A 22895-nucleotide genomic window follows, 5' to 3' on the forward strand; every position below is an offset into this window, starting at 1 on the left:
ATAGAAAATTCTTATCTCTTTTGATAAAAAAATGTATCTACAGATGAAAGATCGAAACGTTCAGCATTAAAAATTTGCTCTGTACTGCCCACAAAAAATACACCTTGCCTTTTTAAAGCACCACTAAACTTACTATATAATACCTCTTTAGCTTCCTCGGTAAAGTATATTAATACATTTCGACACACAATCAAATCAAATTGTGAATCAAAGGGATCTGATAATAAGTTTTGCTTTTTAAATGTAACAGTTTTCATGATTTCATCACTGACTTTGTAATTTGTACCTTCTTTTTTAAAGTATTTCTTTTTCATATCATCAGGTACTTCATTTAGAGATCTTTCTGGATAAAGACCTAATTTAGCACGGGCAATGACATTATCATCTATATCTGTTGCTAAAACCTTTACTTTTGACAACGGCATCAGCTTTGAGAGAATCATGGCAATAGTGTATGGTTCTTCACCTGTAGAGCAAGCAGCACTCCACACTTTCAAATTGCTATTTTTCTCAAGTAAACTTGGTAATATCTTTTCTTCAAGCACTTCCCACCTCTTATAGTTACGATAAAATTCAGATACATTAATTGTCATACGATCTAAAAATTCATAATAAAGCTCTCTTTGTTTATTCAAGCCAGAATAAAATTCTGTGAAGTTTGAAAATCCTCTTTTTTCATATAAAGAAGTTAGTCTTCTTTTCATTTGTGCTTCTTTGTAAAGTGATAAGTCAATACCGGTTTTAGATTTTATATTTTTTATAAAATGTTCATAATCTTGATCTATCATGACAGCTCTCCTATTGCATTCTCATGTAGTAATTTATATTTATCGAATGTCTGCGACTTAAATAATTCCCTAAGGAATAATTAATTTATAGTATATCTTATATCTGTAGAAATTTGCGATATTTTTGAAGAAAATAACGAATCTTCTGAATCTGATTTTACCACTTATTTTATGAATTCATTGATAATTGTTGTTATCAAGAGCAATAATTATTCTAATCAAATAAAAAAAGCTAGCAAAAAGCTAGCTATTTTTAATATATCCAATTATTTATTAACTTTTCATATTCAACAATTTCATTTTCATTAAAAAACAATCCAATTTCTCGAGCTGCACTTTCGGGTGAGTCAGAGCCATGGATGATATTCTTACTAACATACATGCTATAATCTCCACGAATAGTTCCTGGTTCAGCATCTTTTGGATTTGTCTTCCCCATCATTTTACGAGTTAGTTCAATGACATTTTCACCTTGCCAAACCATCGCAAAAACAGGTCCTGAAGTAATAAAACCGACTAGCGAGTCATAAAATGGTTTACCCTTATGCTCTCCATAATGTTTCTCAGCCAACTCTGCTGGGATTAACATTAGTTTAGCCCCAACTAATTGTAAGCCCTTACTTTCGAATCTACTAACAATCTCCCCAATTAGTTGACGCTGTACCCCATCAGGTTTAACCATTAAAAATGTTTTTTCCATAATATTCTCCACCCCGTAAAAAATTATGTATAGGCTTTACCCCATGAAAATAATACCATGATTTGGGATACATTTGCAATCTAAGGTGTGGAGAAATTCTGGAAATAATTAAAATTTTCTTTTTCCAATATATTTTGCAATACTATGCAACGTAGATCTTGCACGATTTCTTGGAAGAGTTTCTAAAATATCAAATGCTTTCTTAAGATATTGATCACTTACTTTAGCAGATTGTTCTATAACATCTGAAGCTAAAATCATCTCTAACACCGGCTCTATTTCATTAGGTGTTGTTTCATTTGTAATTTTTACAATTTCTCTTTTAATCTCCGGTATTTCCAGAGCAAATAAAACAGGCAAAGTGATATTGCCTTGTAGAAGGTCACTACCTACTGGCTTACCTAAGTCTTTCTCAGTAGAAGTAAAATCTAATATATCATCAGTAATTTGAAATGACATCCCTACAAAATAGCCAAACCAGTATAATTTTTGATGTATCTCTTTTGACGCTCCAGATGAGACCGCACCTAACTGACAGCTTACAGCTATTAAAAGAGCTGTTTTTCTTTTTATTCGTTTTAAATATGTACGAAATGATTGATCAAAACGATACTTATCTTTTATTTGCTCTATTTCACCTAAACATACTTCTACAATTGCCTTAGATAAAATCTTATGGGCAAGTGGATCATCTATGTTAGTCATCACCTCTAGTGAACGAGCAAGTAAGTAATCTCCTGTATACATGGCAATCCGATTATCCCATCTGGATTTAACAGTTGGCTTTCCTCTTCGCATTTCTGCGTCATCAATTACATCATCATGAACCAATGATGCCATGTGAATAGTTTCTAATGCTACAGCAACGTATTTAACTTTATTGATGTTATATTCTCCAAACATAGATGACAGTAAGACGAATACTGGACGAATTCGTTTCCCACCTGCTTGAAGTAATTCTAAGTTAGCTTCCTTAAGTAAGGAATACTCTGAAACTGATGTTTTTTCTAGTTCTTGTTCAATAATAGAAAGATCACTATTTAAAAAAGAATACAATGCTTTATATTTCATATAAATTCACCTTAATACATCTTTTTGTGGTACTAGTATATTCTATATATTACCTATAAGCTTTTAAAATTAGGTTTTGTTCGGGAGCCGTAAGTTACAACACCTATGTGGTCTTCTATTTACAAGCTTCCCTTAGCAGGAGCCTCATTTATCCACTCCGAATCGACATGTAAAAAAATGCATCAACTTACTTTAACATAGCCTAAAATTAAAAAACCACCGTTGTAAGAAGCAAGCTTTTTCAGAATTCTTTACCTTCTTATAACAAAGTGGTCTGAGTAAAACCTCATCATTATACTTTTTCTTTTACTCCTAGATGCATAGCTGCAACTCCACCTGTATATGGCTTAATTTCAACTTTGTCAAATCCTGCATCTTTAAACATAGAAGCTAATTCTTTCATACCTGGAAAATCGCGAGCAGATTCCTGCAACCAAGAATATTCCTTATAGCTTTTAGCAAACACCTTACCAAAAAGAGGCATTACATAACGAAAATAGAGTGAGAAGAATTGTTTAAAAACAGGTAGTGTTGGTTGAGATGTTTCTAGGCAAACTGCTTTTCCACCTGGTTTTAGCACTCTATGCATTTCTTTAAGAACCTGTAGATAATCTGGAACATTTCTTAACCCAAACCCTATTGTTACGAAATCAAATGATTGGTCTTCGAATGGTAACTTCATTGCATTACCATGAATAAGCTCTAAATTATTTATTTTCAATTGTTTAACTTTTTCATGACCAATTTGCAGCATATTCTGGCTAAAATCTAAACCTATTACTTTTCCAGTTGGACCAACTGCATCAGCAAGGGCAATACTCCAATCAGCCGTTCCACAGCATACATCAAGTGCCTTTTGACCCGGCTGTACATTCATACGCTTCATCGTGTCTTTACGCCAAGCTTTATGTCTCTGAAAGCTAATGACTGAATTCATTTGATCATAATTTTTATATATTTTTTCAAAAACACCATGGACTCTTTCTTCCTTAGACTGATCCATTTTTATTAACCTTCTTCCACTATCTTATTATCATGTAATGCTCCATTAAAATGAGAGGATTGAATACGCGAAAGTAGCATCTCTTTTAACATAGATTTATGAGAGAAACCTTTGTTTATTAACGATACTGTTTCTTCGAATAAATGATTACATGCTTTAGTTAAATTCAGTATAGACAATTTACTTTCAGTATTTGTATGAAATTTTTCATGAGAGAGTCTCTTATAGGTAAGATATTTAGTTGTAACTAATTTAAGGAAATCAAGGTTATAATGCTCAGTTATTTTCTGAAACAGTGCTGTTTCTACAACAATAACACTATCCAAAGTTTGTGTCTCACTTGCTTCACTATCGTGATATAGCCTGATTTTATGTTCATTAATTTCCCTAATAGCAACAGCCAATGTACGGACCATGTTTATATCCTTCACATTAGAAAGCAACAAATAATATAAACCGCTAAAATAGTCCCCGGCAAGAACTGTTAATTGTCTTTGAACAAATTGCTCAGAGCTTATCGTATTTGTTGTTGTAACATCGTCATGTGTATCAAGGGCAATTTGAACCAGCATTGCTGTTAGGATATAATTTGTTTTTAGTTCAACTGCAAGATCTATCTCATCAAAAATTGCATATAGGAGAAGCAGCTTGTCTTCATCTATAACAGGAGAAGGTAAATGTTTTACCAAAAATGGATGTGTTAGTTTTTCTATTAGAGCCTCTTTAATTTCCGCTAACTGTACATCTATGTACTGCAAATAAATCACCCTTGTCCCCAAATTAACATTTTATCTCTCTTTTTTTACTAGTTTGTTAAAGAGAAATTACTTACTAGCAAAAAGGTAATGTTTATTGTGAAAAAAGGGGACGGAATTCCACTAGCTAAAGTGTTCTCGTATTCCTTTACTCCACATAATAATTAACCTATCCTAAAAGGATATACATTTTTCTTTAGGCAGTGTTCCCAAACATTGTTAATTGCCATACCTTGTATTGATATCCTTTACTAACAAAAAATACTTATTTTCACTGGGTATTTAAGTTTATTTAGAAACATCTCTTCAGAAAAGACTTTTTATCAGACAAAATTAATTATAACATATCTGAGTTCTATTTTCTGTTCATAATGCCTATAACCTGATAAATGAGAACAAAAGTAAATAAAGCAGGACAACCTGCTTATTTTCTAGAATCACTTTCTAGTTCACCAATACCTGTTTGGATCTGTGCTTTTCCTCTGATTTTAATTGCAGAAGTATGCTCTGTAAATTGAGCAATCATTACTTCACCTTTGTCCAATTTTTCAGAGTGATGAAACCTTGTATCTGTACCTCTAGTAAGTCCAATTACATTTACACCATCTTCAATAGCTTTTATTACAACAAAGTCATTTTTTTGACTCATGTCAGCACCTGCCTGTAAAGTTTATCTTTCTATTTTATCACTATCATACCATTTAGTAGATGATAACACTCACATATATCTTTAAAAAAGTTTTAACCTTTTATTAATGACAATACCTCAGATCTAGAAGCTTCATCCTTACGAAATATCCCTCTTACTGCAGATGTGATTGTTTTAGAACCAGGTTTCTTGATACCTCTCATCGTCATACACATATGTTCTGCTTCAACTACTACCATTACACCGTGTGGCTCTAGTGATTTATTTATACTATCAGCTATTGTTGAAGTAATTCTCTCTTGCAATTGTGGTCTTTTAGCAACCGCATCAACCGCACGAGCTAATTTACTTAATCCAGTCACCTTACCACCTTTTGGTATATAAGCAACATGCGCTTTACCATAGAACGGCACAAGATGATGCTCACACATTGAGTAAAACGGAATATCTTTTACTAATACTAACTCCTCATGATCTTCTCCAAATATGGTTTGGAAATGCTCTGAAGGGTCTTCATTTAATCCACTAAATACTTCAGCATACATTTTCGCAACTCTTTTTGGAGTATCAAGGAGACCTTCACGTGTTGGATCCTCACCAATTGCTTCTAGTATTAACTTAATCGCTTCTTCAATTTTTTTATGATTTACTTGTGCCATGTCCGTCCTCCAGATCGTATTTGATTCAGATTCTAGCATAAGACTGGGGATAAAAGCAAAATATAGTATGTAATTTATGTGGATTATAAACAAATGAAAAGCCCCTTTAAAAGGGGCTTTGTGAAGAAGCTTGTATGTAATGGTTATTACATGACATATTAACTTATTTACCTGCTACTGCATCTTTAAGTGCTTTACCTGGTTTGAAAGCAGGCACCTTGCTAGCAGCAATTTCAATTTCTTCACCAGTTTGTGGGTTACGACCTTTACGAGCCGCACGTTCACGAACTTCAAAGTTACCAAAACCGATAAGTTGTACTTTATCACCATTTTTTAGTGCATCTAAAATTGTATCGAAAACAGCATCAACTGCTTTAGTTGCATCTTTTTTAGATAATTCACTAGCTTCTGCTACTGCATTGATTAGTTCTGTTTTATTCATGCCTTTCACCTCCTCCCAAAGGGGATGGATTCTTATTAGTCTTCATTTCTTCACAATTTTGATCAATACTATACATGTGAATGTGATATTACTATCAACACGCTTATCTTATATGATTTTTCTACATATTTCAATGTTTTTCATCATTAATATTGGTTTTTTAGGAAGAATCGACCAATAAAGAAAAGAAATTCTTTAAAAAGATTAACATAATAAAACGGTTGAAGCAAGGCATATCCTAATAAAAGTCTAATAATATCAAGGTTTCACACTATATATAAGAACATACGCTCTTTTTTTGTAACTATTAAGGAGCATTTAACGATTATCGGCTGAAAACTACCACGTCTTAAGGTAATAAATAAAAAGCTATTTATACAAAGAAATTTTTTTCAATGAACTCCCAACTTGCTAGCTAACATGTTTTTCACTCTAAATTTATACGATATATCTTTGAAACAAAACACATAGCTAAAAATAACCAAAGAAAAAGACCTCTAATTTAGAGGTCAAAAAAATTATAAAATGATAGCTATTAATCCACCGGAGCCTTCGTTAATTATTCTCTCCAATGTTTCTTTTAGCTTATAGCGTGCATTTTCAGGCATAAGAGATAGTTTGGCTTGGATACCCTCGCGAACAATTGAACTTAGGCTTCTTCCAAAAATATCTGAATTCCAAATTGATAATGGATTATCCTCAAAGTCCTGCATTAAATAACGTACAAGTTCTTCAGATTGCTTCTCCGTCCCAATAATAGGAGCGAATTCAGATTCAACGTCTACCTTGATCATATGGATTGAAGGAGCAACTGCCTTGAGTCTTACACCAAATCTTGAACCTTGACGAATAATTTCAGGCTCATCTAAGCTCATATCTGCTAAAGCTGGCGCGGCAATACCATAACCAGTTTGTTTTACCATTTTTATTGCATCTGCTACTTGATCATATTCAGTTTTTGCATAGGCAAAATCTTGCATTAATTGTAGTAAGTGGTCTTTGCCACGTATTTCTACTCCTACAACTTCTTTTAAGATCTGATCGTATAGATCATCTGGAGCATATAAATCAATTTCAGCAATTCCCTGACCCATTTCAATACCTGCAAGACTCGCTTTATTAATGAAATCATATTCACTAAATTGACCCACTACACGGTCAACATCACGTAGTCTTTTGATATCCTTTACAGTATCCTTTACAGCTTCTTGATAGCTTTGTCTTAACCAATGATTCTCTCTTAACACCATCACCCAGCTTGGCAGGTTTACATTAACCTCTAAGACTGGAAATTCATATAATGACTCTCTTAAAACATTCATTACATCTGATTCTCTCATACTCTCAACACTCATAGCTAAAACTGGAATATCATATTTCTCATTTAACTGCTGACGAAGGGCTTCTGTTTCAGGGTGGTGTGGATGAACCGTATTAATAATCATAATAAACGGTTTACCAACCTCTTTTAATTCATCAATTACTCTAGCTTCTGCCTCTAGGTAATCATGACGAGGTATATCGCCAATTGATCCATCTGTCGTAATTACACAGCCTAATGTTGAATGCTCTTGAATAACCTTACGTGTTCCAATTTCTGCCGCTTCATGAAATGGTATTGGCTCTTCATACCAAGGAGTGTTAATCATGCGAGGGCCATTTTCATCTTCATAGCCTTTCGCACCAGGTACAGTGTAACCTACACAGTCTACTAATCTAATATTGACATCAAGTCCCTCATCAACATGGATGGAAACTGCTTGATTCGGAACAAATTTCGGCTCAGTTGTCATAATTGTTTTACCAGCTGCACTTTGTGGTAATTCATCTTGAGCTCTAGCTTTGTCAGATTCATTGTCAATGTTAGGTAATACGACTAGTTCCATAAACTTTTTAATAAAAGTAGATTTACCTGTTCTTACTGCACCAACTACTCCTAAATATATATCGCCACCAGTTCGTTCAGCGATATCCTTGAAAATATCTACTTTTTCCAAGTGATCCCCTCCCGATCATACAATATTGGGATAATGCTTATCCGTCTTCTTATAGGACATTATATATGTATGACGTTGTCCTACTTATTTATGACTTAGTTTCTAAATTTTTTTCATTATCGCTCAAATCTTTGTTCATTCTCGTAAAAAAGCGAAAAAGAAAACCCTTCTTTTAGAGTTTATTCTCTAATGAAGGGTTCATGACATATTTTTTAAATTTTTTTTTAAATATAACGCTTAGTAATTTACTTTTCTGATTTAAAGATCGGTTCACCTTTATCATCTATTGTATAAGGAAGTGAATAGGCTGGTACAAAGGGATTATCCTTCACTAGTAAATCGAGTATATCGTCTCCTTGTTTATAGGAGTGTTCTTTTTCTTGTAAAGCCATATTAAGGTCGATTCGATAATCCACATACACCACAGCTTCTTTATCAATAACAAGAGGTAAATATTCTCCAGTAAAAGGACTCTGAACCGTAGGTGGTTCTTTATAGCCCAGCTTTTCATAATCTAACGTAAAAACATCGCTCGTAATAAGATCTTTGAATGGTGGATAACCATTTGCCTGACGATAAATATTAAGCTTAATTGAAAGCTCATGAATTTCTTCAGCTATTCTTAAATCAAGTAGCTTTACTGTAGGATCTTTCTCTACATCAACTAAAACATATTGATATACCCCTCCACTTTCATAAGCTGTACCAGGTGGTTCAGCCATATACCTTGGTGTTAGCATAGAAAAGTCTATAGGGTATTTTTGATAAATAGGTGTTGTCATATCTCTAGTTTTTATCGGCAATAGTCCTGTTGAATCTTTTTGATACTGATCTACTGAGCTTTGAACTGCAGCAATTTGATCATTATAAGGGATTGAATTTTTCTGAAGTTTTTCTTCAGGATACAAACATCCACTTAAAAGAATACAACCAAGTACAATAAAAAAAATCTTATAAAGTTTCATTCTTAATGACTTCCTTTTAAAGTATTTATTCTGAAACTGGTCCACTTAAAACAACAAATAAAATAATAATTCCTGCTAGAATCATAAAAATATAGGCTAAAATGGTCACAATGACTTTTAAAATACCCTTTAATTTAAATCGGCTAAGATAGATAAAAATAATTGAAATAAACATAAATCCCATGGATGCAAAAGAAATCCACATTTTCATAAGGGCTGTACTCATCAATCATTCCTCCTTTTAAAAGAAGAACATACGCTTCTTGTATAAAGTTTTTTATGTTAAGTATAAAAAAATGGTTAGAACTCCATGAACGATTATAATACAGTTTATAAAGCTTGTCCAAATAAGTTTATTTTCAAAGAGAAGACGGTGATTAGCATCTTCATTTAAATATTGTGTTTGAATAGAGATATATTAACATTTAGAAAAGAGGGTGCTACATAGGTTAAAGGTACCTATCAATGGTGATCTTTTTGAAGTACAAGCTCTGACTCCTAATAGCTTAGCACGTCAAGAGAGAAATACCATGCAGGTGTTAAGGTGATAAGAATTACCGGGAAGGCTTTCAGGTATAGCAGAAATTGCTGTTTGGTGGAGATCACAACGAAGTTTTACTGAACAAAAAAAACTGAAGTAAAGAGGGGACGAACTTTACTTCAGCAAATTAAGCGACTAAATATTACCCAACTATAGAAACAACTCTTATTTTACTTTCGTTGCATATTATGCGGAAGTAAATGTTTTTGTATCCTCTAATGCCTATATACGCCAAGTATTATTCGTATAAGTTATTGTACTGACGATTTAGCAAGGTTGAAGATTAATGACATAAGATTCCGCTGCTGCAAAATGTAAACCCTTATAGGATATTGTTCCCTTTGATTTAATTCTTGTTATAATATGCAATAAATTCACGTTTGTCACCTGATCACTAACGTTTCTCCATAATATTTACCAAGTCTTCCATCTCATGTGTTTTCACACGGGCCATTAATGAGTCCACAGCTTCTTTCGGAGCTTTATTATTAAATAATACATCATATAAAGCTTCTGTTATTGGCATCTTCACCTCATATTTTTGTGCTAGCTGATAAGCAGCCTTTGTTGTTCGGACACCTTCAACCACCATTCCCATATTCGCAAGAACTTCATCTAGATTTTGTCCTTTTCCGAGTAAATTACCAGCTCTCCAGTTCCTAGAATGAATACTCGTACATGTCACAATTAAGTCACCTATTCCAGTTAAACCAGAAAAAGTTAATGGATTGCCGCCCATTTTGCTTCCTAGTCTTGCAATTTCTGCTAAACCACGAGTAATCAGTGCAGCTTTTGCATTATCTCCATATCCTAATCCATCAGTGATACCAGCAGCTAGTGCAATAATATTCTTTAAAGCCCCACCAATTTCCACACCTATTATATCTGGATTTGTATAAACTCTAAAATGCTGATTGATAAATAAGTCTTGTATATACTCAGCAGCACTCATCGTTTTCGACGACGATGTTACAGTTGTAATATGTCTTTGACTCACTTCCTCGGCATGGCTAGGCCCTGATAAAACAACAACATCTTTTAGTAAATGTGCTGGCATTTCTACTTCAATAATTTCAGAAATTCGTAATAATGTATCAGGCTCAATTCCCTTACTTACATGAACAATTGTAAGCTGATTCTTAACAATTTTTTTCACTTCACTTAAGACATCCCGAATTGCTTTTGTTGGAACAGCTAGAATAATTGTATGTACACCTTCTAAACTGTCTCCTAGACTTGATGTACCTATAATATTTTCTGGAAGTTCCACTCCAGGTAGGTATTTTTTGTTTTGCTTAGTTGTATTAATTTCATCTATTAAGGATTGGCGATGTCCCCAAAGCTTGACTTTATGTCCATTGTCAGCAAGAACAATCGCTAAAGCTGTACCCCAGCTCCCTGCACCTAATACTGTAATTTGTTCCATCTAAACACATCCTTCACAATAAACAAATCAAAACACATTTATGGTCAAATTTTTTACTTTCTCTCTCTTGTGAAAATCTTAATAGGAGTTCCTTCGAATTCAAATGCTGCTCTTATTTTATTTTCTAAAAATCGCTCATATGAAAAGTGCATTAACTCTGGATCATTTACAAAAACAACAAAAGTTGGAGGTTTTACAGCAACTTGTGAAGTATAGAATATTTTTAAACGTTTCCCTTTATGTGTTGGTGTTGGATTCATCGCAACCGCATCCATAATTACATCATTAAGTACGTTTGTCTGAACTCTTCTAGAATGATTCTCACTAGCTAAAAGAATTCTAGGCATAAGGGTATGAATTCTCTTTTTCGTTATAGCCGATAGAAATGCGATTGGTGCATAATCTAAAAACTTAAAGTGATCACGTATATTCTCTTCAAATTCTTTCATGGTTTTTTCATCTTTATCAACTGCATCCCATTTATTCACAACAATAACAACAGCTTTTCCAGCTTCATGAGCATAACCAGCTATATGTTTATCTTGTTCAATAATACCTTCTTCAGCATTGATAACAACTAAAATAACATCAGAACGGTCGATTGCCTTTAACGCTCGAAGTACACTATACTTTTCTGTTGTTTCATATACTTTACCTTTTTTCCTCATACCTGCTGTATCAATAATTACAAATTCTTGACCTTCATATTTATAAACAGTATCAATTGCATCACGAGTCGTACCTGCAACATCACTTACGATAACACGGTCTTCACCTAAAATCGCATTCACAAGAGAAGATTTCCCTACATTTGGTCTGCCAATTAGCGAGAATTTTATCGTAGATTCATCATAATCTTCTGTTCCAATATTTTTAAAATGCTTAGCCACTTCATCTAACAAGTCTCCTAGTCCAAGACCATGCGATCCTGAGATAGGAAATGGCTCACCAAAACCTAAAGAATAAAAGTCATAAATAGATGCTCTCATTTCAGGGTTGTCTACCTTATTTACCGCTAGCACAACAGGTTTATTCGAGCGGAATAGAATTTTAGCAACTTCTTCATCTGCAGCTGTAACACCTTCTCGTGAATTTGTTAGAAAAATAATAACATCAGCTTCATCTATTGCAATCTCTGCTTGATGACGAATTTGAGCTAAAAACGGCTCGTCTCCAATATCTATACCACCTGTATCAATGATATTAAAGTTATAAGTTAACCATTCACCAGAACTATAAATACGATCTCTCGTAACTCCAGGGATATCTTCTACTATTGATACACGCTCTCCTACAATTCTGTTAAAGATTGTAGATTTACCAACATTAGGCCTTCCAACTATTGCTATTACTGGTTTTGCCATTTTTTACACCCTTCCTAAACAAAAAAATTTTACTAAATCCTCATTTTTTAAAGTTGAAAAATAGTAAGTGAGTTACAGCCGTACTTTTTTCAGACTATAAAAAGAATGTTAGATTTACATTTATTTTTCTATACATCACTTCATTCAATCGCAAACAAATATGTAATTTATTAAAATTAATGTAGAATAAGTTTTATTCCTTAAATACCTAACATTCTCATATAAAAATAGGCTGACTCATATAAACGGGTCTACCCCTCAATAAAACAACAAAAACATCCTAGCTATAGGACTTTTCATCGTAGAATCACGGGTGGGGTCAGACCCCCATGAGTCAACCTCCATAACTTTTATATATTAGCAGAGATTTTATAAATTCACAACTTAGTGTTTGACAATAACATACATGTCATCTCCAATTCCATGAGCTATTCCATCCAAAATAGCTTCAAGGTTTCTAGCGTAAAAATGCATTTCCTCTTGTGTTTTACAAACAAAAATAGCAGTGCCACCTGCTGCTTTTGTTTGATCAGTTGTAATAATAGCGAGAATATATTTTTCTAATGCGCTCATTTTACCCCTCCTCGACGATTTGCTTTTGCTTCAGTTGGCATTCTGATTGCATTTTCAAGTGTTGGTACTTCACCTATTACACGGATTGCTCGTTCCACATCACGCTCTTGTGGTAATACAAATACACCAAGTCGACCATCATCTAGATCTCGTTTTGCAAGAGGGACAAGAGCTGGTTCTCCAGAATCTCGAAATACACCTAATGCTGTTGAAACATCATGAAGAATTGCTTGTCGTTGACCAAGATTTGCAATGGTCATTTTTGAATTTGAATTCTTAGGTGTTAAAATAAACCCCATCCCATAATTTAAAATAGCTTTTTGTTTTTCTGGAATACCTATATTCATAATATAAATATTATCTACGTATAACCCAGCACCCTCAAATCTTATTTCAGCATGCTCAATCTCAACAAGATCTTTAATTCTGCTTCCAGACATTAACTTTCTTGAAATAAGATAACAAATTACCCCAACAACTAGGGCAACATATATATTTACTACTAAGTAAGCAAAGGTAGTAAATAGGGATGTGAAAATAACTAAATAATTCCTACTTTCAAATGCAATAGCTATACCCTCTATATATGTTTTACCTCTTGGAACAAGTTCGTAATCATCTAATACAGTTAGTGTATTTCTCTCCATATTTCGAACATCACGAAATTGAGAGGCAGCTAGAGTTAAAAAAGTAATTGCTGTAAAATCTTCTTCCATTATAGACGGAACAGCTACTGTGCCTAGCCCCGCTGCTATAAATCCTAATGCAACATGAATTATTTTCCCGTGAAGATATGTTGGATATTGACGATAGTCAGTTTTAAGCATATGAAGCCTTGTGAGAACACCTACGATGACACCAAATAGCACTGGCATTGTATATTCATTCATATTATCCCTGCTTCTCCTTTGCTGTTTTTTGTAACTTTTGTAGCTTTTGTACATTATGTTCAAAAAAGATAATGAATTGATGAAACATTGACCATATGTAAATAGAGAAGCAGCCAATTACGACCATATCTAAAAATGCTGGATTTCCAATACTAATCCCATTATGAAATTTAGACATAACCAACCAGTACAAAAATTCACCATGACAAGTTGACATAATAAATAATGCATATCTTTGGACATTACTTTTCCCTAAGAAAATTGCAATTATACTAACAATCAAACTCACGATAAGTCGATAGTCTATAATAAACCAAACAGGATCATAAATACTGAATAACATGATACCTGCGTAGGCAAACGTTATTGTTGTAGATGAAAAATAAAATAGTATTATATTTGTCTTTTTTTGTTTTACTGTAAGATAGTAACTAAACATCATCATTAATAAAAAAGGAAAAGATAGTTGATAATGATCTATAGTCACGGCACCTTTACTTGAAAATATGGTTAACAAAATAAGAACAGATAGTTTATCTCTGTGATGATTTTTCTCCATTATAAATGTTGTATAAATCCAAGCTATCCACATAAACCAATAAAAGATAATTCCTTCCACTAAATCAACCCCTCCTACTATTCCCATTATGTCTGTTTCCAATTAGCTTTAATCGAAAATAAACAAAAAATAGTACTAATGATTTTTAACTACTTAGCAAAAAATGAATATATCGACAAATAAGGAGGTATGACAAATGGGTAAAGACCGTCAAGAGAAGAAGCTGAGAGAAAGCGGACGAGTTGAATCTGATCGAGATCAATCACTTGATTATCCAGGTGCTACAAGGATGGAAGGTCCTGAAGCTGCTAGGGAACGTAATAAAAAATAAATAGTACGCATGAAAGACACAATTCCTCAAAAATAAATTTCACATTTGGTTCTAAAAAACCCCCAAAGGCCAGTTGAATTAAATCAACTGGCCTTTGGGGGTTATTAAATCTTTATGATCTAGTACTAAAACTCTTTGTGTTAATTCCTCTTTCAGTTAACCAATGATGTGTTGAACCACTAATTACTAAAGGCGCCTTCTGGAGATCACTTATAGTTCTTGCTCCTAAAGCCGTCATAATAAAAGTTAGATCCTCTAACATGTTTTTTATTTCCAAAACTAGCTCATCATAGCCATTTTCTATGAATATTTTCAATAAGTAACCTGCTACACCTGCAGCAGAAGCACCAAGAGCAATCGATTTAGCGAGATCAAGTGAACTTTGTATTCCACCTGAACCAATTATGGAAACCTTATTTCCAATGCTACTTACCTCAGCAATAGAAGCCGCTGTTGTTATGCCCCATTGATCGAAATAACCTAACACCTGATTACGCCTTTTATTTTCTATTTTTGAAAAGTTGGTACCACCAAAGCCTCCAACATCTATTGCACTAACACCAATATCCATTAGTTGCCTAGCTACCTCACGATTCATACCAAATCCAACTTCTTTAACAATCACAGGTACTTGTACACCTTTTACAACTCTTTCAATTCTTGTTAATGCATCGGTAAAATCTCTATCACCTTCTGGCATAACAAGCTCTTGTACTACATTTAAATGTATTTGAATGGCATTTGCTTCAATCATATCAATCGCAGTATTTGCTTGATCCACCGTTGCTTCACTACCTAAATTAGCAAAGATTACTCCATTTTTATTAACTTTTCTCATCACTTCATATGAAGGACGTTCTTTATTATCTTTTATAGCTGACATTTGTGATCCAACCGCTACAGCAATGTTTGTTTCACTAGCCGCGTTAGATAAAGCTTCATTAATAATTACCGTATCTTCACCGCCGCCACCTGTCATTGCATTTATAAAAAGAGGCGAACTTAATGTAAGTTCGCCAACTTTAGTTGATAAATCTATATTCGAAATAGACAGATTAGGTAAGCTTTGGTGAACAAAGGTTACGTCACTAAATCCATTTGTGCGCTGTTGTCCTGTAGACAATGCGTGTTGGATATGTTCTATTTTTCTTTCTGCTCTTTTGTTCACACTATCACCATTACTTTAGTTTTTTTAATTGATCACCAATCATTTCGCCTAATTGGAAGCCAGAAGAAGATTCTTCTTGCGCTTGGTAGTTACTTACATCCTCTGCAGTGGCATTTGGTGATTCCTCTAATTCACGGATACTTAATGATATTCTTTGTTCAGATTCATTCACATCTAAAACCTTAACTTTCACTGTTTGATTCACATCAAGTACTTCCTGCGGAGTAGCTATATGTTTATGAGAAATTTGCGAAATATGCACAAGACCTTCAACACCAGGGAAAATCTCTACAAAAGCACCGAAAGAAACTAAACGTTTAACAGCACCTTCTAATACATCACCAGGTTTTACTTTATCAGTAATATTTGCCCATGGTCCTGGTAAAGTTTCTTTAATAGATAAAGATATTCTTTCATTGTCACGATCAACAGCTAAGACCTTGACTGAAACTTTTTGTCCTTCTTCAACAACATCTGATGGTTTCTCAATATGATTATGTGATAATTGAGAGATATGAACTAATCCATCAATACCGCCTATATCAACAAAAGCACCGAAATCCGTTAACCTTTGAACAGTTCCTTCAATCGTTGTACCAACTTTAACAGATTCTAGCAAAACCGATTTTTTTTGAGTTTGTTGTTGTTCAATAACAGCACGATGCGAAAGAATAACTCTATTTTTCTCACGATCTAACTCTACAACAATAAGAGAAAGAGTTTTGTTCATATAATCTGAGAAATCTTCAACATAATGTGCTTCTACCAAAGATGCAGGAATAAATCCTCTAACACCTAAATCTACAACAAGTCCGCCTTTTACAACGTCCTTGACTTCGGCATCAAATACTTCTTTTGATTCGAATTTTTTCTCTAAAGCATCCCATGCCTTTTCAGCATCAACAGCTCTTTTTGAAAGAACTAATGCTTCATCTTCAACTTTAAGTACTTTTAATTCTAGTTGATCATTTTCACTTGTCACATCAGAAGCTTTTTCAACATGAAGGCTTGAAAGCTCACTAATCGGTATTATACCAGTATGCTTACAGTTCTCGATCTCGACAATAACCTGTTTCTCTTCCACCTTTGTAACAATTCCCTTTAAAATATCTCCTACTTCAGGTGTTTCAACATGAACATTATTTAATTCTTCTACCATCTCAATTACCTCCTTGTCAAAACCTGCGCGACTTTTGATTAACTATATGTATGATTTCATTTTATCACAGATATGGAACAGCATAAATAAAATGAAAAATACCTCTATTATTAAACTTCTAATAAATGGGTCAATTTGTCAAGTAAATACTCTCCAATTTAATATTTCATTGCTCTGCTTCTTCCAAGGTTTTTTTATATCTTTTAGCACTCAGTAAAGTCTATAAATAGTCCTTACTATCACCTATTTTTTTATAAGATTTCCTATTTCACTCATGATAATATTCGTCATTTCTTCAGGAGTAATTTTCTCTTGACGATATTTTTCCATATTTATTGGTTTCCCGTATACAACTCTTAATGTTTTTAATGACTTGTAAGGCCCAATAATTGCACAAGGCACAACCGCTGCATCTGATCGAAGTGCAAAAAAACCGGCGCCTGGCAAACCCTTGCCTAGCTCACCATTTTTACTTCTTGTACCTTCAGGGAACAATCCTAAAACATTCCCTTCCTTTAAAACCTTTAAACCAGCTCTAAGTGCTTCACGATCACCACCGCCACGTTTGACAGGGAATGTTCCGAAGTTCTTAAGAAGACCGTTTAAAACCGGGACATTGAATAGCTCTGCTTTAGCCATAAAAAGAACTTTTCTTGGTGAAGTAACTCCTACAACAGGAGGATCTAGGTTGCTAATATGATTGGTACAAAGTAAAACAGCACCTTCTTTTGGAAAATGCTCTAATCCTTCAACCTTAATTCGATAGGTAGGTTTAAGCAGACCTGCAACAACAGATCTAGCAAATGGGTATAATGACACGTTATCAAAGCCTTTCTTCTATATATTCTTCGATTTTTGCAACAACGTCTTGTATTGACAAAGCAGTTGTGTCTAATTCAATTGCATCATCTGCTTTTTTAAGTGGGGCAATCTCTCTTTCTGAATCTAATTTATCTCGATTTGCTATTTCTATTTTTAATTTCTCTAAATCTGCTGTAAATCCTTTTTTTATATTTTCTTCATAACGTCTTTTTGCTCTCTCTTCTACAGATGCTTTTAAAAATATTTTCACTTCGGCATTAGGCAGTACATGCGTTCCAATATCTCTTCCATCCATAACAACTCCACCGTCTATAGCTAAGTCTCGTTGTCTACGTAACATTTCTTCTCTAACCTTTGAATGCATTGCTACGAATGATACATTATTTGTTACTTCGTCCGTTCTAATCAATTCTGCTACATCTTCTTTATTAACCAATACAATTTGACCTTTTTCTGACGGATTAAGATCTATTCTAATCGACGATAAAACATCTGCTACTTTATCCTCATCTTTTAGATCCACTTTAGCATCTAATGCTTTATAAGTTAGTGCTCTATACATAGCACCTGTATCTATATATATGTATGAATAATGCTCAGCAATTATTTTAGCAACTGTACTTTTGCCTGCAGCTGCTGGTCCATCTATTGCTATTGATAATTTTTGTTTCATTGTTTCCTCCAAATAGGTTTTTAGTCTAGTAGATTTTCATATAAGTAAATAAATGTGATAGGATAACTATTTGGACTTTTTTAAAGGCTTTTTTCTAAAAAGTGGATTAATTATCCTAAAAAAACGGTGCTGTATCATAAAAAGTTCTATTCTGTAAAAACAATAAATATTATTCAGAACAGAACTATAATAATATAGATGTACACCACAGAAATCACTAATTAGATATAACTTTCTAACATGCAAAATTCATCCTCTAATAGCATCTCATTCACTTTGACTGAACGTCTCTAACCATTCTGTTATCGTAATTTTGTTAACACCTTCATATTGAACAACTCTAGAAAGATATGGTTGAATGTTGTTTTGTTGAACTAAAATTTGTGCACATATTAATATAATAAATTGTATGACAATTAGCTTTATTAAAATACGATCAAGTCTTTTCATTACAACGTCATCTCCGGTATTTTTTTACTAGTATGCTTAAAAATACCTAATTTTATTCTGTAATGAGTCCTTTTCTACGCATAAGTATTTGCTGTTCAAAGCAAAAACGAATAATTGTTTGGCGTTTAAATTCATCAAACTCAATAAATTGTATCGGTGCTTTCACAAAATTCTCATGCTCTACATCTATAAAACGAATAATCTTAGCTTTCATCTTAAGATATTCAATTTTTTCAGTTTGAAAAGGTAAGGAAAACCAAATAAATATTTCTTGATTAGGCCTTAATTTTGTAGACTTAGGCACTATAATTGCTGCACCACCTGCACTAATATCCGAAGTAACAGCAGTGAAAGGTTGAAACTCCTTATTAATAGGGTGAATTGCAATATCCAATGTCGTATCTATTCTTACATATTCTCTTCTTTGAATCCGAGTTAAATGCTCATCTCCTGGATAAGTAACAGAAATCATTGGTATATTCTCTTTAACTCTTCCAGTAACCTCAGTATGGAAGCGATAGACACTCTCATTATTTACAAAGGAAGCAATTAGTTCTGTACCCAGCATTAAATAAGCGGTTCTACCTGTTTCACTGTTTACTGGATAGTCAAAATATAATATGTTTCCCTTTCGCTCAACTAGTTTGCATTTTAATCTTTCTAATACTGATCCCTTTGTCTCTAAGTTAATGACATCCCCAATTTTTATCACATTATCACTCTCTCTAATTGCTCTCTTTCTTATTAAAGCATGGACGAATCCGATGTGCAAGAGAACATTCAATGTATACATATTACCTATTACATAATAATCATTTTAAATAATTCCCTTTCAATTACCTTGCAATATAAAACAATCATTTATCATTAATAAAACACGAACAACCCATAAAAGGAGGATACCCAATAAATATATTGAGATATCCTCCTTAGATAAATATAAAGGCTAATTTCGCAAACTTTGTTGCTTATAAATACCAGAAGAAATCAGCATTGTATATAGTATAGAGGCATCTTTTCTTCATAATATAGTCACCTTTATGCGAAAATACACTGTTCCTACATAGCAACAATCTTTCAGAAAAGAGCCAATATAAATTATACTTCCTGAAAAATCGGCTCAGGATTCTTTAATTTTTCAATCTTTTCTTCTGTACCATTTTCAGCATCGATGAATATTCTGTAAGTATCATTGTCAATTGTCCCTAAAAACTCATAACACAGTATTTCTTCACCAAATTCATTCATTATAATCGACAATCTTTCTTCTTGAACCTCTAATCTAGGATTTAACATTTTAGCTGCTTCATCACGGGACACTTTCGGCTTCGGAATATCTCGTTTTTTGTGTGCAGCTAAATAATCTCTTGCGGTAAAACCAATTACCTTTCCATCATCTAGTGCAACTTTCATTCGAAGTGCGTCTGGATAGATTCTAACACCATTTTCTATAGTGACAAATGAAAACACACCGATATTATCATATTGCGCACTTTCAAAAAGATCTAAATTTTCAAAGCCGTGATCTTTAAGAAATTTTCTTGCATTTTCTGTCGCTTCATTTAGTCCAATCTTTTTTTCTTTAATATCCCTATTTTGTACTAAGAAAATTGGATATCCGCCTTTTTTTGTTATATCCATGTTGATATCAGCACTGCTTTTTTTATCATGCATGGAGATGCTATAAAAACCATAGTTTGCACCATCACCATTTTCTGTCACTTTTATATCGGACACTTCATTCTCAACAAATTCTTTTGCAACTTTCCGTGCTTCTTCCTCACTTATTTTATTACCCTTTAAGTTTTCAAAACCTTCACCCATATTCTTCTTCATTGATGTAAGGCTTGCACCAAATTCTGTTTCTGAATATGACTTTACATTTTCCTCAACAGTTTCAAAGCCATCGATGATCGTATTATCCATTTGTTTTTGACCAGATGCGAGTGCAAGCTCTACGTCCATCCATCTTAAGTTATTTTCAAGAACCAGATTTTGCACTTTTCTTAGCTCTTGTTGAATATCTGCAGCTTGAGTGTACATTGATTTTAGTGTTTCATATTCCTTTTCTGTTAAAGGATCCTTTTCTAAATCACGAACAGCAGTACGATAACTAAAGTCACTTATACCTGCTAAAAATTCCTCTGTTTTATTAAAAGGAAGTAGAGTTAAAGGTAATTGACCAACATCAGATTGTGCTTCAGATGTAATTCTCCAAACATCTGCTAACGCTGGTGACAATGATTTTCTCGTATTCATTGCAAGCGTACTTCCAATTTGATCATGTAATTGATCTACTCGGTATGTTAAATCATGAAAAGCACGTTGGTAATTATTTTCAGCTTGAACTAAAATCGCATTTTTTTCTTGATGTTCCTTATAACCCCAAAAGCTTGTTCCAATAACCGCAATCGATAAGATTCCAATAAATATTCCACGTATCATGCGTTATCACCCTTTCTATTCACAGAAAATATGCTTTCCGATACGTTTTATTTGTGGTCTTCCCCAAATCCAAGAGCTTGTAGCAGTATCTGGGTTAAAATAATATAATGCTTCTCCAGTAGGATCAAAGCCATTTAAAGCATCTAAAACAGCTTTTTTCGCAGAATCATTAGGTGTAAGCCAAATTTGCCCATCAGCAACTGCTGTAAAAGCACGTGGCTCAAAGATCACACCGGAAACTGTATTAGGAAAAGTTGCGCTATTTAAGCGGTTGACTATAACTGCCGCTACAGCAACTTGTCCAATATAAGGCTCACCGCGCGCTTCTCCGTATACTGCATTTGCCATAAGCTTTATGTCATTTTGTGAAAACCCTGCAGGAATGTTCACTGCTGTTGAATCTTTTTGGTTATTTTCATTTTGTTCATTTTGATTTTGTTGTTCTTGGTTTTGCTGCTCCTGCTGTTGTTGTTGATTTTGTTGTTCTTGGTTTTGCTGCTCCTGTTGCTGTTGTTGATTTTGTTGTTTTTGGTTTTGCTGCTCCTGTTGCTGTTGTTGATTTTGTTGTTTTTGGTTTTGCTGCTCCTGTTGTTGTTGCTGATTTTGTTGCTCTTGATTTTGCTGCTCCTGTTGCTGTTGTTGATTTTGTTGTTTTTGGTTTTGCTGCTCCTGTTGCTGTTTGTTTTGTTGTGCTTGTTTTTGCTGCTCCTGCTGTTTATTTTGTTGTGCTTGTTTTTGTTGTGCTTGCTGTTGTTGATTTCCTTGTGCTTTATAGTTTTTTTCTTGTTGTTGCTTTCTTTGTTCAGCTGCTTGTCTTGCTTTTTGAATTTGTTGTTCTGAAGGTGCTGATTGGATACTAAGTGGCACACCTCCATAGTGGGTGAATCTTCTTCCTTTATTTATTTGTTCATACACAAAATCTTTATAAAATTTAGTAGACTTTACGAGCATATCCTTCGTTTTCTGACCAACTAAACCATCAACCTCTTCTAACCCGAACATGTTTTGAAAATTTCTAACCGCCCAATAGGTGCTCCATCCGTAGACACCATCAATTGTCCCGTGGTAATAGCCGTTATATTGAAGCCTTGCTTGTAATTCAATAACATCACTACCCGTCGCACCTCTTTGGATAGTTTGTTGTGAAAAAGCATGTGCTTCAGGTACATTTTGTGAAAGAAATTGAAATGTGAAGGATGTTATCGTCAATACTGCAACCATCAACATTATGCGCATCTTTTTCATGTTGCTGCCTCCTCAAGTAGATGTAATTGCTTAAACGTATTTTTTGTAGTCTTTGGTATTTTATTCATAACAAATTAAAAGACATCCAAATTAAACAATTCATGGTAGCACGAATGTTTGTTTTGAATGTCTTTTTTAGATGATATTTTATTTTTATAGTTCTACTAATCCTTACAGACGATTTCACAGAAAATAGATCAGGCGAAGTAATATATAGTAT

At 33.7% G+C, this 22895-nt stretch carries 25 protein-coding genes; 1 reads left to right on the forward strand and 24 read right to left on the reverse strand.

The features are described 5' to 3' along the window. Nucleotides 1-11 precede the first annotated feature (11 nt). The 16 genes from JOC75_RS11805 to JOC75_RS11880 form a co-directional block, all read right to left on the reverse strand. A complete protein-coding gene (locus tag JOC75_RS11805) occupies nt 12-788 on the reverse strand; it encodes a CheR family methyltransferase (protein ID WP_204954274.1) in 777 nt (258 codons plus the stop codon). Between the two features lie 253 nt (nt 789-1041). Continuing rightward, nucleotides 1042-1488, reverse strand: a complete 447-nt coding sequence (gene ndk, locus JOC75_RS11810; RefSeq protein WP_204954275.1) for a nucleoside-diphosphate kinase — start codon at nt 1486-1488, stop codon at nt 1042-1044. 108 nt (nt 1489-1596) lie between these two features. Further along, the gene (gene hepT / locus JOC75_RS11815) at nt 1597-2559 is read right to left on the reverse strand and encodes a heptaprenyl diphosphate synthase component II (RefSeq protein ID WP_204954276.1); all 963 of its coding nucleotides are present in this window, start codon (nt 2557-2559) and stop codon (nt 1597-1599) included. A gap of 292 nt (nt 2560-2851) precedes the next feature. Next, a complete protein-coding gene (locus tag JOC75_RS11820; RefSeq protein WP_204954277.1) occupies nt 2852-3562 on the reverse strand; it encodes a demethylmenaquinone methyltransferase in 711 nt (236 codons plus the stop codon). Between the two features lie 5 nt (nt 3563-3567). Then, nucleotides 3568-4320, reverse strand: a complete 753-nt coding sequence (locus JOC75_RS11825) for a heptaprenyl diphosphate synthase component 1 (protein WP_204954278.1) — start codon at nt 4318-4320, stop codon at nt 3568-3570. A 421-nt stretch (nt 4321-4741) separates the two neighbouring features. Further along, complete coding sequence (gene mtrB, locus JOC75_RS11830; protein WP_204954279.1) at nt 4742-4966, reverse strand: trp RNA-binding attenuation protein MtrB; 225 nt, start codon at nt 4964-4966, stop codon at nt 4742-4744. Between the two features lie 92 nt (nt 4967-5058). Next, nucleotides 5059-5625: a GTP cyclohydrolase I FolE gene (folE, locus tag JOC75_RS11835; RefSeq protein WP_204954280.1), complete on the reverse strand. Its 567-nt coding sequence runs from the start codon at nt 5623-5625 to the stop codon at nt 5059-5061. Between the two features lie 163 nt (nt 5626-5788). After that, a complete protein-coding gene (gene hbs, locus JOC75_RS11840) occupies nt 5789-6067 on the reverse strand; it encodes a non-specific DNA-binding protein Hbs (RefSeq protein ID WP_146946154.1) in 279 nt (92 codons plus the stop codon). A gap of 518 nt (nt 6068-6585) precedes the next feature. Beyond that, a complete protein-coding gene (spoIVA, locus tag JOC75_RS11845; RefSeq protein WP_204954281.1) occupies nt 6586-8064 on the reverse strand; it encodes a stage IV sporulation protein A in 1479 nt (492 codons plus the stop codon). A gap of 245 nt (nt 8065-8309) precedes the next feature. Continuing rightward, nucleotides 8310-9029, reverse strand: a complete 720-nt coding sequence (locus tag JOC75_RS11850) for a hypothetical protein (RefSeq protein ID WP_204954282.1) — start codon at nt 9027-9029, stop codon at nt 8310-8312. A 25-nt stretch (nt 9030-9054) separates the two neighbouring features. Next, complete coding sequence (locus JOC75_RS11855; RefSeq protein WP_146946157.1) at nt 9055-9255, reverse strand: DUF2768 domain-containing protein; 201 nt, start codon at nt 9253-9255, stop codon at nt 9055-9057. 709 nt (nt 9256-9964) lie between these two features. Beyond that, nucleotides 9965-10996, reverse strand: a complete 1032-nt coding sequence (locus JOC75_RS11860) for an NAD(P)H-dependent glycerol-3-phosphate dehydrogenase (RefSeq protein ID WP_204954283.1) — start codon at nt 10994-10996, stop codon at nt 9965-9967. Nucleotides 10997-11049: 53 nt separating this feature from the next. Beyond that, nucleotides 11050-12360, reverse strand: a complete 1311-nt coding sequence (gene der, locus JOC75_RS11865) for a ribosome biogenesis GTPase Der (protein ID WP_146946159.1) — start codon at nt 12358-12360, stop codon at nt 11050-11052. A 384-nt stretch (nt 12361-12744) separates the two neighbouring features. Beyond that, nucleotides 12745-12933 (reverse strand): capping complex subunit for YIEGIA, encoded by a 189-nt coding sequence (locus tag JOC75_RS11870; RefSeq protein WP_146946160.1) that lies wholly within the window; start codon nt 12931-12933, stop codon nt 12745-12747. Continuing rightward, complete coding sequence (locus JOC75_RS11875) at nt 12930-13823, reverse strand: YIEGIA family protein (protein ID WP_204954284.1); 894 nt, start codon at nt 13821-13823, stop codon at nt 12930-12932. Before JOC75_RS11875 ends, JOC75_RS11870 begins: the two co-directional genes overlap by 4 nt. Nucleotide 13824: 1 nt before the next feature. Next, the gene (locus JOC75_RS11880) at nt 13825-14442 is read right to left on the reverse strand and encodes a YphA family membrane protein (protein WP_204954285.1); all 618 of its coding nucleotides are present in this window, start codon (nt 14440-14442) and stop codon (nt 13825-13827) included. Nucleotides 14443-14578: 136 nt separating this feature from the next. On the opposite strand from JOC75_RS11880, the gene JOC75_RS11885 reads away from it, so the two are divergent. Next, nucleotides 14579-14713: a YpzI family protein gene (locus JOC75_RS11885; protein ID WP_204954286.1), complete on the forward strand. Its 135-nt coding sequence runs from the start codon at nt 14579-14581 to the stop codon at nt 14711-14713. Nucleotides 14714-14825: 112 nt separating this feature from the next. Here JOC75_RS11885 and fni read toward each other — a convergent pair whose 3' ends face one another. The 8 genes from fni to sleB form a co-directional block, all read right to left on the reverse strand. Continuing rightward, nucleotides 14826-15881, reverse strand: a complete 1056-nt coding sequence (gene fni / locus JOC75_RS11890) for a type 2 isopentenyl-diphosphate Delta-isomerase (RefSeq protein ID WP_204954287.1) — start codon at nt 15879-15881, stop codon at nt 14826-14828. A gap of 10 nt (nt 15882-15891) precedes the next feature. Further along, nucleotides 15892-17040: a 30S ribosomal protein S1 gene (gene rpsA / locus JOC75_RS11895; protein WP_204954288.1), complete on the reverse strand. Its 1149-nt coding sequence runs from the start codon at nt 17038-17040 to the stop codon at nt 15892-15894. A 243-nt stretch (nt 17041-17283) separates the two neighbouring features. After that, nucleotides 17284-17859: a 1-acyl-sn-glycerol-3-phosphate acyltransferase gene (locus JOC75_RS11900; protein WP_204954289.1), complete on the reverse strand. Its 576-nt coding sequence runs from the start codon at nt 17857-17859 to the stop codon at nt 17284-17286. Between the two features lie 4 nt (nt 17860-17863). Beyond that, entirely contained in the window at nt 17864-18535 is a 672-nt protein-coding gene (cmk, locus tag JOC75_RS11905; RefSeq protein ID WP_204954290.1) for a (d)CMP kinase, read from the reverse strand. A gap of 267 nt (nt 18536-18802) precedes the next feature. Beyond that, nucleotides 18803-18985, reverse strand: coding sequence for a YpfB family protein (locus JOC75_RS11910; RefSeq protein WP_146946168.1), 183 nt, complete (start codon nt 18983-18985; stop codon nt 18803-18805). A gap of 52 nt (nt 18986-19037) precedes the next feature. Next, nucleotides 19038-19697 carry a flagellar brake domain-containing protein gene (locus JOC75_RS11915; protein WP_204954291.1) on the reverse strand — a complete coding sequence of 220 codons (660 nt, stop codon included), beginning with the start codon at nt 19695-19697 and terminating at the stop codon, nt 19038-19040. 386 nt (nt 19698-20083) lie between these two features. Further along, the gene (ypeB, locus tag JOC75_RS11920) at nt 20084-21430 is read right to left on the reverse strand and encodes a germination protein YpeB (RefSeq protein WP_204954292.1); all 1347 of its coding nucleotides are present in this window, start codon (nt 21428-21430) and stop codon (nt 20084-20086) included. Nucleotides 21431-21445: 15 nt separating this feature from the next. Beyond that, the gene (gene sleB / locus JOC75_RS11925; protein WP_204954293.1) at nt 21446-22675 is read right to left on the reverse strand and encodes a spore cortex-lytic enzyme; all 1230 of its coding nucleotides are present in this window, start codon (nt 22673-22675) and stop codon (nt 21446-21448) included. Nucleotides 22676-22895: the final 220 nt, after the last annotated feature.

The organism is Metabacillus crassostreae (assembly GCF_016908395.1).
Taxonomy (GTDB): domain Bacteria; phylum Bacillota; class Bacilli; order Bacillales; family Bacillaceae; genus Metabacillus; species Metabacillus crassostreae.